The organism is Flavobacterium hydrophilum, from assembly GCF_003202405.1.
Taxonomy (GTDB): Bacteria; Bacteroidota; Bacteroidia; order Flavobacteriales; family Flavobacteriaceae; genus Flavobacterium; species Flavobacterium hydrophilum.
The window spans coordinates 534,043-548,391 of record NZ_QJHL01000003.1 but is presented as its reverse complement, the minus strand read 5'-3'; the positions used below and the strand labels follow the sequence as shown (position 1 = coordinate 548,391).

Genomic DNA, 14,349 nt, shown 5'->3' with positions numbered 1-14,349 from the left:
AAATAACAAATTTTGTTTGTTTTGTTTAAAGTTTCATGTTTCAAGTTATCTTAACATGAAACCTGGAACTTGAAACCTGAAACATCTATAAAAACAGAAAACCCGACAAGTTTCAAAAAACTGTCGGGTTCTTATATTGAAAAATTAACTCCGATTATAGAATTAACATAGCATCTCCGTAAGAATAAAACTTATATTCTTCTTTAATCGCTTCTTCATAAGCTTTTTTCATTAAATCATGTCCACAAAAAGCTGAAATCATCATTAATAATGTTGATTTGGGTGTGTGGAAATTTGTAATCATACAGTTTGCAATGCTAAAATCATGAGGAGGAAAAATAAACTTATTTGTCCATCCTTCATAAGGATTTAAAGTGCTTTGCGATGAAACAGAGCTTTCAATAGCACGCATTGAAGTAGTTCCTACCGCACAAATACGTTTTTTCTTTCCTTTAGCTTCATTCACAACATCGCAGGCAGCCTGATTGATAATCAATTCTTCTGAATCCATTTTGTGCTTCGATAAATCTTCAACCTCAACCGGGTTAAAAGTTCCAAGACCTACGTGAAGTGTTACTTCTGCAAAATTAACGCCTTTAATTTCCAGTTTTTTCAAAAGATGTTTTGAGAAGTGTAAACCTGCAGTTGGTGCTGCTACCGCTCCTTCTTCTTTTGCGTAAATAGTCTGGTATCTTTCTGCATCTTCAGCAGTAACCTCTCTATTGATGTATTTCGGAATCGGAGTTTCTCCTAATTCTGTCAGTTTATTTCTGAATTCTTCATAAGAACCATCATATAAAAAACGTAAGGTTCTACCACGAGAAGTTGTGTTGTCAATTACCTCAGCCACTAACGAATCATCATCACCAAAATAAAGTTTATTACCAATTCTGATTTTACGTGCCGGATCAACCAAAACATCCCAAAGACGCTGTTCTGAATTTAATTCTCTTAATAAGAAAACTTCGATTCTGGCTCCTGTTTTTTCTTTGTTTCCGTACAAACGGGCAGGAAAAACTTTAGTATTGTTAAGGATCAAAACGTCTCCGTCATCAAAATAATTGATAACATCTTTAAACATTTTATGTTCTATAGTTTGTTTTTTTCGGTCAATTACCATCAAACGAGACTCATCTCTGTTTTCTGCCGGGAATTCTGCTAAAAGTTCTTTCGGTAAGTTGAAATTGAAGTGTGATAATTTCATATTGGAATATAAGATTTTAAAATATCTATTTTAGATTTATGTACCTAAAAATTTAAATCGCCTGCAAATATACGATTGTGAGATAGGCGTTGTCAAGTGTTTTACTGTTTATTTTCAAAAGTCGTTGATTTACTGAGCTTTTGAAGATCATAAAAAATGATTTTTTACCATATAAGTGATATAAGTTCATTAATTTGGAGTGTTGATTTGGTTAATGCCGAAATAGCTCACAAAAAAAACCTTCAGTTGAAACTGAAGGTTATATAAATTTTAAGATCATTCTATTTAAAAAGAACTTAGATCATATGGTAAAGAATTTTTACAATTCTGATATTTCGAAATTTAATTCTTTTAAATCATTCCAAAAATCCGGGTATGATTTTGAAACTACCTCAGCATTTTCGATAATAATTGGCACTTTTAATGCTAAAGGAGCAAATGCCATCGCCATACGGTGATCGTTATAAGTAGCTATTTTTACATTATGATTAATTTTTTCGGAAAGTCCTAAAGTTAGACTGTCATTAGTTACCGAAATATTGGCCCCTAATTTTGTAAGCTCAATTCGGAGTGCTTCAAGCCTGTCTGTCTCTTTAATTTTTAGAGTATGTAAACCTGTTAAATGACACCCAATTCCTAAACCTAAACAGGTAACAACAATAGTTTGTGCAATATCAGGCGTATTATTCAGGTCAAAATTTACGGTTTCAAATTTAAAATCAGGTTGTTTTACCAGAGTCATTTTATTTCCTTCGAAAGTCGTTTTGACACCCATTTTTTCATAAATAGATACTAAAGCAGAATCTCCCTGTAAACTATTTTCTTTATAACTGCTCAAAGTTATGGATGCTGTATCTGCCAAAGCAACCAGACTAAAAAAGTAAGAAGCCGAACTCCAGTCAGATTCTACAACCATTTCTTTTGAAGCAACAGCTTCTTTTGGATGCACTTTAATTACGTTTCCTTCAAAACTGGTTTGAATATCCAAATCATTCAGCAAAGCCAAAGTCATTTTGATATATGGAATCGAAGTGATTTCTCCCTCTAAAGTTAATTCTAAACCATTCTCTAATTTTGAAGCCACTAATAAAAGTGCCGAAATATACTGGCTGCTTACGTTTGCCGCTAAGCTCACTTTTGAAGCAGTTACTTTTTTTCCTTTGATTCTGATTGGCGGATATCCTTCTTCTTTTTCATATGAAATTTCAACACCTAATTGTGCCAAAGCTTCCACGAGAATTTTAATTGGACGCTCCTGCATTCTGCTTGAACCTGTCATTACTACTTCTCTTCCTTCGTTTACAGCAAAATAAGCAGTCAAAAAACGCATCGCTGTTCCGGCATGATGAATATCAACAATCTCATCATTACCAATAAGGGCTTTTTGCATTACCTCGCTGTCATCAGAATTGGAAGTATTGGCAAGTGTAATATTTGGGAACAGCGCTTTTAGCAGCAATAAACGATTGGTTTCGCTTTTTGATCCTGTAACCGCAATCTGGCCTTGTAAATTTTTATGATTGGTTTGAAGTACTAAATTCATTTTTTTAATTATAAGTTGTAAATTATGAATTATGAATAATTAGAAACATAATTCAGACGCGCAATTTACCACTCCCCATTCATAATTCAAAATTCAAAACTCATAATTCAAAACTTATGAGTGATATTTCACAATTATTTCAGTTTATCGTTGTTTTTGTGACGATCTTTATCCCTAACGGATTTTAAATCCATTTTTTTGTCAAAAGCAGCCTGTAAATCGATACCCGTTTGATTGGCCAGGCATAAAACCACAAAGACAACATCTGCCAGTTCTTCGCCCAGGTCTTTGTTTTTATCACTTTCCTTTTCAGATTGTTCCCCATATCTGCGGGCAATAATCCGGGCAACTTCACCTACTTCTTCTGTGAGCTGGGCCATATTGGTTAATTCGTTAAAATAGCGGACACCGTGTTCTTTTATCCAGGTGTCAACGTCTAATTGTGCATTTTTTAAATCCATATTCTATACTTTTTTAAGAACAATTTTTTGACTTTGACTTACAATGATTTTTTGAAAAATCTCTTTTAATCCATTATACTGATCAGCTGAAAAATAACTATCGTTAATTTCTGTTAAGCTAATTATCTGAACTTTATTGCCCTCATAAGAAATATTAAAAAGATAAACGATTTTTTTATCTTCAGATGCAATTTTAAGAGGAGTTGGCAATGATTCAACTGTATATCCTTCCGGAATTTCTAAATTCAAATTAAATTTTTCCTGAGTTGGATATCCAAAATAAACTGGCATTTGTCTTTTATCCTGATTAAAAGGGTTTTTGGTTCTTGCAAAAAACAACATCGGGTTGACAAAAATTTTATTTCCAATAATTTCAGATTGATTTTCAGTTTCAAAAGCAAAAGTTTCCATAACAGGATTAGCTAAATTTGTCTTTTTATTTTCGACTATATAATTTAAAATTTTAAGATCACCCAAATTTTGTTCTAATTTTTCCAGATAATCTTCTTGATTTTTATTGGCATTTTCAATTCTAAAGCGGTATGCATCGTAATCTGTTTTTTGAATTCTGACCTTCCCTTCTATTTTTCCCTGAGAATCCATCTTTACCACTAAATTTGAAATCTCTCTGGACGGTGTTTTTGGTTCCAAATTAATTTCTTCTGAAATTCCGTCTGATTTTATCAACCTTCCTTTCCAGTTTAAAACATTTAATGGTAAAATATCTGGTGATGTAAATTTATGTGATGCATCCAGTAAAATTTGTTTTCCATCCTTTTCAATTGCAGCAATAACATAATTAAAACCTGTTCTTGTTGGATATACAGGTATTCCATTCTCTATTGTACTAACCAGTACCGGATTTGCATTTATTCCGGCGAACCTCAACATATTTATTAAAATAAAATTTATTTCGGCTACATTTCCGGTTTGATCCTTATATGCTTTTATAACTCCCTTATCCGTATAATAACCATTCTCATCATTCCAATTCATTTTATTTTGAACGAATTTAAAAATGATATTAATTTTTTCATCTTTATCTTCAACATTACTTAATAGACTCTTTAAGTCTTCTAATAAAAAGTTTCTTTCATTAAGCTCTTTTCCGAAATCTTCATCTTTAAAAATTGTGGTCGCCACTCCTTCCCATGTTAGAGAGTAGTCTTTAACAGGTTTTTCAGGCATTCTAACTCTTTCCAGTTCATGTTTAATCGAGCCTTTGTAATTTTCAACATTATTTACATAAGGTTCATTTGTCAAAGCCGGAATATCTTTACCAGAGTAAAATGCATTGATTTGTTGGTATCTGAATGTCTCCATTTGATGATGTTCGTTATCATAGCTCTGGCTGCCATTGACTAATTTAGAATCTAATTCTAATGGCAAGCCTCCTATTAATATTGGCTTGTAAATATAAAATTCAGGGATTTCTGTTTTATATTCGAAATAGTTAACAGGAATTTCATACTGGCATTTAAAATCCGGAAACTTTACGAGATTTTCAGATTTTAAAATGTATTTAAATTCTATCACAGAACCAGCTTTTACGTTGGGCAAAGTAATTGCTTTCTCTTTCCAGTATTTATTTACATTATTTTTAAAAGTTCCCTGACCGTCTAATTTGGTTTTTACAATTTTCCCATTTTCAAGATTATAAGTAATTGCATTTGAAAATTCTAAATAATCTTCTTTTATATTTTCGTAACCAATATAAAAACGAACCTTTTGATCGGCCCAGCTTAATCCTTCCTTTTTATAGATCTTTATTTTATACTCATAAACATGACTTGCTGTAAAGCCAGATTTTATATCGTAGGTAAAAAAAGTTTTCGCTTTCTTGAACAATATTGCTGCAGGAGCAGTTGTATCTTTTGGATTAACTTTTTCCTGTAATTGCTCAATTGTTACCTTTCCTAACTCATAATTTTGGGCATTGCTTTTTATAGAAGTAAAAATTAATACTATTGAAATAATTATTGTACGTAATATCATTTTTTAAATTTTCTTTAAAACAATTTTCTCACTTTCTTTTGCAATCATTGCCTTGTAATAATCTTTGAGCATTTCGTATTGCTCTGTGGACACAATTGCTTCGTTAATTTGATGTGAAATTATCATTTGAAGTGTATTATTTTCGCTAACAGCGATATTAAATTTGAAAGTCCCTAAGTTATCTTCCATATTAACAGCAACCGGAACAGGTAATGTTTCAACAGCAAATCCATCAGGGATCTTAATTGTTATATTGTATTTATCCAAAAAAGGAAATCCAAAATCAACCGGATATTCTCTTGTTTCCTGATTAAAAGGATTTTTTTCATTGGCAAAAAACAACATTGGACTAACATAAATTTTTCCTCCTATCACTTCACATAAATCATTTCCTGTAAATGAATACGTTTCTACGATGGGCATTAAAATATCTTTTTCATTTATCTTTGAGTACTCGCTGATTTCTATTTTATTATTTTGGTTTTCGAGTTTTTCCAGATATTCATCTTCTTTGCTGCTAAGAATATTTTCTCTGGTAATCATAGCATTATAATCTGTGCATTGTCTTCTGGTTTTTCCTGTAACTTTACCATCTGCATCAATACTATAATTCATAAAAACGACATCACTGGATGGTTTTTTAGGCATTAAGTTAATTTGTTCAGAGGTTCCGTCCTTTCTTATTAGTCTTCCATACCAATTTAAAGTTCTTAAAGGCAAAACATTTGGAACAGAAAGTTTATCTGAAGCATCTAACAGGATATATCCTTTTTCTGTTTCAACAGCTGCAATTACATAATTGTAAGCTGTTCTGTTAGGGAACAAAGCCACTCCGTTAGATCTGGTACTAACTAAAACCGGATTTGCAGTTAAGCCTGCATGACGCAACATGGCAGTCAGCATTAAATTTATTTCAGCTACATTCCCTGATTTTTCCTGATATGCTTTTCGAACCCCTTTGTCGCAGCTGTAACCATAATATTTGTCCCATTTCACATTTGATTTGACGTGATTTAAAATAACCAGTATTTTTTCCTCAGGCGTTGTCACTCCAGCCAGCAATGTTTTTAAATCATCTTCAAAATATCCAGTCTTGTTTAATTCCGGACCAAAATCATCATATTCATAAATTGTTTTTGCTACTGAATTCCAATCTGTAGAAAAAGTTTTAATCGGACTATTAGGAAACTTTACCATTGAGAGTTCCTGTTCCAGACTCGAGGTATAATTATCTATATTATTAACAAAAGACTCTTCTTTCATTGCCGGCAAGTCTTCCGCAATATAAGTTGTTTCAGCTTCCATGTAATCTATTTTATCCTGAGAAAACTCGGTTCTTGTTGCACCTCCAAATCCCCCTACTGAATACCTTTCCTTAGAATTTATAAAAATTGATTTATTGTTTTTTCCTGCTGTTACTTTAGGAAAAATATATCCTTTTTGCCTAACATTAAAAATATAATATTCAGGAATGTAGGTTACATATTCAGAATAATTTACCGGAATGCTGGTTTGAAAAGCCCAGTCACGCATCATCCCAATATTAGATGTTCTGACTGTATAACTGTATTCTAATACCGATCCTTCTTTTACATTAGGCATTGTAATTTTCTTTCTTCCTCTGTATTTATTCACTTGTTCATTAAAGACACCGTCACTTTTCAGTTTTGTTTTTTCAACTTTACCATTTACTAAATTAAAAGTATTCACATCCGAAAAATCAACTTTTTCTCTTGAATCATTACTTACATTATAATAGGTCACACTTTGATTTGCCCAATCATAACCTTCCTTTTTATAAATTTTGATACGTGCATCTACTTTTGTCACTAAAACAAAGCCATCCTGCTCATTATACTCAATAGTAGCTGTCCCTCTTTTATATAATATAGCTGCTGCTGCAGATGAATCTTTGGGATGTTTTTTCTGCTCTAATTCTGCGACAGATACTTTTCCTAATTTAAATTCTTGTGCAGTTGTTTGCGTAAAAATAAAAAGCACAAATAAGAAGCTGAAAAATTTAATGAATTTCATTTGGTTGGTTATGGTTAGTTTGGTTATTTGATTAATTCCTGGTTAATATAATTTTAGCATTATCGTTTCTTGATATCTGCTCCATAAAAAGACGGTATTCATCGTATTCTTTATTTGAATATTTCCCTTTATTTAAAAACATGGAGCGTTTGTAAGTGAGTTTATTATTTTCATTTTTGATAATTTCGGTTTTATATTCTCCAAATTTTCCTTTTAACTCGAAATTTGAAGGCAAAAATTCAATCGAAAAACCAACAGGAAGACTAATCTCGATTTCATCCGTATCTAAATAACCACGCTGAATTTGGAATGGATTTTTACGATTTCTTATTCGTTTGACATTGCTTTTACTTTGATTGAAAGCGTTTACCAAAAAAATCATTTTATTAGCCGAAATTGTGCCATAGTTCATTGCACTTACCTGCACATCTTCTGTAAAACGAATATTTTGCTTATCATTAGCAAAAGTTATTTTTCCTAATTTTAAGTTATTGATGTTGCTCAGATATTCTTTGTAATGTGTTTCTTTTTCTGTAGGCTGTAAAATTTCATTTCTGGACTTCGAACTATATTGAGAACCTTCAGAAATTATTGAAATATGGCCGGAAAAATTACCATTTTCATCAATACTATAACTTCCTTTATCTGTTTGAGTATTTCCTTTGTCCTCATATACTTTAGTTCTCACAATTACGCCCCCTTCTGGCTTGACTACCAAAACATCTCTGTCATCTGTAAAAGTGCCCTGATAACCAAACGGATCATCCTGACTCGTACATTCTAACCAGATATAATCATCACCATTTGGAACTGCCAATATCATATGATTCCCCTGCATCGAAACAAAATCAGACTGAATATTTGATTTATAGCGATCACCATATAAAATTGTATTATAAGAAGGTACATCAACCACTTGCAATAATGCTTTAGTATAATTTGACAATGCTTTACAGTCTCCATATCCTAAACGATCAACATCACTTGAAAGCATTGGTTTCCACCCTCCAATACCAATAGCAATATTTACATATCTTGATTTTTTCTGTACATAATCATATATGATTTTTGCTTTTTTCACAGGGTCTTTTTCGTCCCCTACTAATGCTTTTATTTTAACTTTAGTTTCTTCCGGTAAAATAGTAGTTCCTGTTAGAATTTTATCACCGTACCATTTTCCAAATGCTTCCCAGGTTGTAGCTGTTCCATCAACCCCTTCTAAATGAAACTTTTCTAATCCCATCATAACTCTCGGAAAAAGATCTCGGGAAGACGGACTATAGTCTTCTGATTTTTGAGCTAAAATATTAACTGCATCATAACTTAGTTTTGTATCAGTATCTACTGTTTTTTTAATATTAAAAACTGAAAACTGAAATTCTTTCTTTTTAAATCCAAGGTCAGCAGGGAAATTGACGTTTAAAACACATTTTTCAACACTTAGATTATACCCTCCCAGAAAATACCATTGAGGTATAAAAGCGGTATTTGAAGTTTCTGTTTCACTGTTATAAACAATTGTAAAAGGATATGAAACCGGTGTATAATCTAAATAAACTATGCGATTATCCGAAAAAAGAGTACTGCCGCTTACAGCACTTTCATCTCTAAAATCCTTTCGTTTAATCTTTTTGATTTCGTTGCCAAATGAATCATAAACAATTGCTTCAATACTTTTTATCGTGGTTGTTTTATCATAATGCTGATAAGCATCAATATCACTCAATCCTTTTTCATTAAAAACAGACACAACCCTTTGTGTTTTGATATTCATACTCCTTTGCGAAGCAATCCTAATATCCATCTGATCTAAACGAACAATTGCATTGGCATTTTCTTTGAGGCTGTCCTTAATTGCAGAAATAGGGTAAATGCCTTTTTGGGCTGAAGAAACTAATGTAAATAACAAGAAAAGTAAGGCGCAACAAGGTTTTTTCATTAGTAAGTATTTTCGTCAAATATATATTATTTTTCAGAACCCTTAACAAATGTTTAATAGTTTTTATTCCCTGTTTTTACTGTCCATTAAAATAGTTACAGGTCCGTCATTTAACAGGCTGACCTTCATGTCTGCTCCAAAAATTCCGGTTTGTACCTTTTTATTAAATTCTTCCTCTAAAGCCTTAACAAAATTCTCATACATCGGAATGGCAAACCCCGGTTTTGAAGCTTTTATATACGATGGGCGGTTTCCTTTTTTAGTAGAAGCATGAAGTGTAAACTGACTTACCACAATTATATCGCCATCTACATCCTGAACTGAGCAGTTCATGACATCATTCTCATCGCCAAAAATTCGCATTTTAATGATTTTTCCAACGAGCCAGTCAATATCTTCCTGAGTGTCGGCATCTTCAATTCCAATTAAAACTAATAATCCTTTTTTAATGTCAGCAACTTTTTTACCTTCCACGGTTACTGACGCTTCTGAAACTCTTTGAATAACTACTTTCATAAAAATTGTGAACTGTGAATGATAAATTGTGAATTTATGTAGTACTTAGCTTTTACTTAGAGGTTATAATAATTGAAGCTAAAATTTTATTTATTTCTACAATATCAGACTTTATAGATTGATATTGAATCTCATTTAAATAATTTGATTGAAAAAGCAATTCCAACCAATAATCTGTTCATTTGCCTCTTTTTGTGCAATTGCAAGTTTATGAATAAAGGCTTTTTTACTTTCAGCCTGCTCAGATTCTCTAATCAATGCACCTATCGCGGTACCACTACGAAGTAATTGTTTACTTAGGATATATTCCTTTTTATCATCTTTTAAAAATTGAAAAAGTTTAATGATTCTAAGTGCAAAATTAAAAGACTTTGTTTTAATTATATTATCAGCCATAATTCACAATTAACAATTAACCATTCACAATTATTTTCTCGTTTCATCACTCGCAGCGCGATCTTCTCCATAAGTATCGGTACGATAATGCTCCTCATCTCCTTCGAGAATTTTAAGATAACTGTTATAGCGGGACCAGGCAATTTCGTCTTTTTCTAAAGCTGCTTTTATGGCGCAATGTGGTTCTTCTTTGTGTAAACAGTTGTTAAACTTGCATTGATCTTTCAATTTAAAGAATTCCGGAAAATACCCGCTGATTTCTTCTTTTTCCATATCCACGATTCCAAAACCTTTGATTCCCGGTGTATCGATAATTCTGGCATCAAAAGACAAATCATACATTTCGGCAAAAGTAGTGGTATGCTGTCCTTGTTTGCTTTGTTCTGAAATCACTGTAGTTTTAAGATGGAGGGTTGGTTCCATGGCATTAACCAAAGTTGATTTTCCAACTCCCGAATGTCCGGAAAACATACTTACTTTACCAATCATCATTTCTTTCAGCTTATCAACTCCTTTATTTTCTGTTGATGAAATTCGAAGGCATTTATATCCAATTTCAGAATAAATGTGCTGCAAATAAAGCTGATCGTCTAAAGTTTGTTCATTTAGAGTATCTATTTTATTAAAGATTAGGATGGCTTCGATTCCGTAAGCTTCTGCTGTAACCAAAAAACGATCAATAAAACTTGTAGTTGTTGGCGGATTATCAATCGTAACCAGTAAAAAAACCTGATCAATATTCGATGCAATGATGTGAATCTGTTTAGACAAGTTGACCGATTTACGAACAATGTAGTTTTTTCGCTCATGAATCGTATGAATTGTTCCCGTTAAAGCGTCTGAAGTTTCTTCGAGTTCATAATCTACAATATCGCCTACAGCAATAGGATTGGTACTTTTTATACCTTTCATCCTGAATTTCCCTTTCATACGGCATTCTATAAAATCTCCTTGTTCAGATTTCACGGTATACCAGCTTCCTGTAGATTTATAAACGAGTCCTGTCATTCAATTCAAATTGTTGATTTTAGATTTCTGATTTTAGATTCATTTCTAATCTAAAAATAAAAGGCAAAATTACGTTTTTAGAATTGAACAACGCAACTTCACCTTTTAAATTTGAAATCTATCCTTTGAATTTGGTATTCTTACCAAATAATTTCAGCTAGTACATCGTTCTCCTTTACTTTCCCAAGCTGAATTGTTTTCAAAACTTTAGTCGTCTTTCCGGCTTTAGTTGTATAAATTTCTACCATAATTGTTGCGGGACCATTTTCCGTTAATTGTGTTTCGCCAAAATAATTGGTTTTAATCTGGTATTTCCCTTTGATTGCATTTCGAATCAAATACTGCTCTGGCCCATAACCTTGCGTAAAATCTTTTGAAAATCTCGCTCCGGCTTCTGTTGTTGTATGACTGTAATAACATTCTTCTCCATTTGGCTCAATTACGTGAAGGTCTAAATCTACATCCATCTGATTCCAGTTCATGATGATTCGAATATCGACAGGCATTTTATCAAGATATTTTTTATCCAGTTTTCCTGTTTTCAAACCCGTATGTTCGGCAATCATTCGGTTTAAATCCATCAGAATAATATCCTCAATACCTTCATACTGCCCACTCATTTCTCCATAATAATTTACTTCCAGTGCTTTAATCAATTCATCAAAAGCCACCTGATATTTTGCTGCGACTTCCAGCGTCAATGCATAATCTCTTAAACTTTGTGGTTCATGAGTTCTCCATTTCACTACTTGTTTTGCAGTAAATACGGCATCCTCATAATCTTTCCATTGGCGTAGAGTATAAGTCAGTGTTTTATAAAGCTGATGATTTTCTAATCCTAAATCAGCAATATTGCTAATAACCTGCAATGCTTTTTTGACATCTCCCTGATTGTAAAAAAAGTGTGCTACATCAAAATAAAAACTCGGATTTCTTTCCTGTGCTTTTCTTAATTCGAAATACAAATCATATTGTTTTTCTTTTGGTGCCGATGCCAAAGCTTTTAAATATAAGCGATCTGGGTTCCAAGTTTTAGTATCTACATTTACAACACTTACGCTATTTGTATTGTTTTCTGCAATCTGAGTAACTACAAGTCCCGAAACTTCTGACCTTATTACTTCACTGCCAACCTTCTTATCTTTTAACTCAACAATTTTTGGCGCATCCTCAGTAACTTCTTCCGTTTTCGCAACTACAGGACTAACAAATTTAACCTGATCCACTCTTGCTGCTGGTGGAGAAGCTGTATTATAAACATTATTGTCTTCTTCCACTATCTCCATTACTGGTCCTGAGCCAACAGGTTCCTCAACGGTCATAACAGCATCCGGATCACCCTTAATGGTTTCATAAGCTTCACGTTTCTTATTTTTAGATCTTGGTAAAACTTTTGGAGCCACATATTTCAAATCTTTTTTCCACCATGAATTTAATTCTGTAAAATAACTATCAATATTTTCCCAGTTATTTTTTTGTTTGGCCAGACTGGTATCATGTTCCTGCTTTTTGATTTTGTCAAATTCGGCACGTAATTCGGCCGGCGGAATAATATCATACATAATATAATCCCGAATATTTTCTAAAACAATCAGCGAAGTATTTTTGGTTATAATGCCGTATTTCTTGCCTAAAGTTTCTATTTCCTGAGCATTTTTGTCATATTGCAATTCCAGATTCGCAATTTTTTTCTGAGCCCAGAGTTTTTCAATATTGACCTGATTGGTATTTTGAACAGCATTGTCTAAAGTTATCTTTCTTTCTAAAACAGCATCATCTCCATTACCAAATAACAATGTAATTTCATTTTTTGGATTTAATGAAATACCCGAAAAACTAAAACTACCTGAAACAGCAGTTCCTTCCATAGGAAAAAAATCAGTAATCAAAAGATTTTCCTTTATCCCTAAGAATTTCAGATTTGTCGTAACCAATTTATCCAAAGCATTTTCTGTACTTAACTGATTCAGATTAATAAAATTCCCACCCGTTTCTGAAGCTGAATAATTTAAAAAAGCAAAGTCAGCCGATACAGAAGATGAAATCGTAAATACGGGTTTTTTAGTTTTGGGAAATGAATTTTCACTCAAAGAAGATAATCCGTCTGTAGAAAACAGATACTGATCATGATTTGCAAAACTTAACTGCGAGTAACGTGTTCCGCCGTCATATTTTGTGTTTTCTAAAACCGTTTTTAATTCACTCCAATTTCCATTAGAAATAATAAACTCTCTTTGCTTTTCAAAAGTGTAATTCAAAAAGTATAAAGTCACTTTTGTATTTTGTATCTTTTGAAAATAAGAGTCCAGAAAATCCAGTTCCTTTTTCAAATCACGTGTCTGACAACTTAGTGAATTATCCCAGATTAAACCAATTGAAGACGGAATTTTTCTTGCTTTCGTAATTCCTTCAGTAAAGGCATTTCCATAAAAATAATACTGACCACCTACATCCTGAGTCAAAACACCTGGTGCATTATTTTGTATTGGAACTTCAAAAACGATCTTTTCTTCAGGCTGATAATTTTCTTTCTCGAAAGAAGCTTCAAAAGACTGATTCCATTTTGAAAAAGAAATTCTGGACGACTTTTCGGTAATCTTTGGTGAAGTTGCAGCTCCAATAACAGAAATCTTCACTGAAAATTTATCTAATTTCTTAGGATAACGGCTTACCAGTTGATATGCCAGATTATTTTTATCAGAAGCTGAAAGTTCTTCTTCGTAACCAATAATTACGATTCTTTCTCCGTTTGGCATTAACGGATAAATTCTTGTTCTAAAATTATTTCCGTCTACTTTTTCCAATAATCCCGGATCAACTCTTCGATGTTCAATCGCTTCAAAAACCTGTTTCCCTTTATTTTTATTTACCGGAACAGCTTCGCGCATTTTGCCGTTAATATCAATTGCATATCTGGAAACTGAAACATTTTCCGGCAGCGGAAAAATAAGTTCCGCCTCCATTTGGCGAGTTCCAGAATTAAAGAAATGCATTTCTGCAGTCGTATACGCAATATTGCCTACCACTTTTACATTCACAATAAGCTGACTCATTCTGACTTTTTCAGTTTCATCACCTTTTACTGTTAATTCCGGACTTTGTGCAAAAGTTTTGGTTCCGAAAAACAACAAAACATAGAATATTAATTTCAAATGGATTTGAAAATCCTCAGCTTTAAACATTTTTGATTTCATAGCACGAAAGTTAGGGTTATAGTAAGATAGATAGCAAAAATTTCAAAAAGGTTGGAAAG

9 protein-coding genes and 1 pseudogene are annotated in these 14,349 nt (G+C 32.6%); all 10 read right to left on the bottom strand.

Going from position 1 to position 14,349, the window contains the following annotated elements; genetic code table 11:
- Positions 1–154 precede the first annotated feature (154 nt).
- A complete protein-coding gene (gene queA, locus DMB68_RS15455; protein WP_110347559.1) occupies positions 155–1,204 on the bottom strand; it encodes a tRNA preQ1(34) S-adenosylmethionine ribosyltransferase-isomerase QueA in 1,050 nt (349 codons plus the stop codon).
- 319 nt (positions 1,205–1,523) lie between these two features.
- A complete protein-coding gene (aroA, locus tag DMB68_RS15450) occupies positions 1,524–2,747 on the bottom strand; it encodes a 3-phosphoshikimate 1-carboxyvinyltransferase (protein ID WP_110347558.1) in 1,224 nt (407 codons plus the stop codon).
- 134 nt (positions 2,748–2,881) lie between these two features.
- Entirely contained in the window at positions 2,882–3,208 is a 327-nt protein-coding gene (locus DMB68_RS15445; RefSeq protein WP_012022600.1) for a nucleotide pyrophosphohydrolase, read from the bottom strand.
- A 3-nt stretch (positions 3,209–3,211) separates the two neighbouring features.
- The gene (locus DMB68_RS15440) at positions 3,212–5,203 is read right to left on the bottom strand and encodes a DUF3857 domain-containing protein (protein ID WP_110347557.1); all 1,992 of its coding nucleotides are present in this window, start codon (positions 5,201–5,203) and stop codon (positions 3,212–3,214) included.
- Between the two features lie 3 nt (positions 5,204–5,206).
- Positions 5,207–7,237 (bottom strand): DUF3857 domain-containing protein, encoded by a 2,031-nt coding sequence (locus DMB68_RS15435; RefSeq protein WP_110347556.1) that lies wholly within the window; start codon positions 7,235–7,237, stop codon positions 5,207–5,209.
- A gap of 31 nt (positions 7,238–7,268) precedes the next feature.
- Positions 7,269–9,176 (bottom strand): DUF3857 domain-containing protein, encoded by a 1,908-nt coding sequence (locus DMB68_RS15430; RefSeq protein ID WP_110347555.1) that lies wholly within the window; start codon positions 9,174–9,176, stop codon positions 7,269–7,271.
- A gap of 63 nt (positions 9,177–9,239) precedes the next feature.
- Positions 9,240–9,692, bottom strand: coding sequence for a D-aminoacyl-tRNA deacylase (gene dtd / locus DMB68_RS15425; protein WP_110347554.1), 453 nt, complete (start codon positions 9,690–9,692; stop codon positions 9,240–9,242).
- A 52-nt stretch (positions 9,693–9,744) separates the two neighbouring features.
- A pseudogene (locus tag DMB68_RS15415) lies at positions 9,745–10,088 on the bottom strand (four helix bundle protein).
- 30 nt (positions 10,089–10,118) lie between these two features.
- Positions 10,119–11,096, bottom strand: a complete 978-nt coding sequence (gene rsgA / locus DMB68_RS15410) for a ribosome small subunit-dependent GTPase A (RefSeq protein ID WP_110347552.1) — start codon at positions 11,094–11,096, stop codon at positions 10,119–10,121.
- Positions 11,097–11,236: 140 nt separating this feature from the next.
- The gene (locus DMB68_RS15405) at positions 11,237–14,290 is read right to left on the bottom strand and encodes a VIT domain-containing protein (protein ID WP_110347551.1); all 3,054 of its coding nucleotides are present in this window, start codon (positions 14,288–14,290) and stop codon (positions 11,237–11,239) included.
- Between the last annotated feature and the right edge of the window lie 59 nt (positions 14,291–14,349).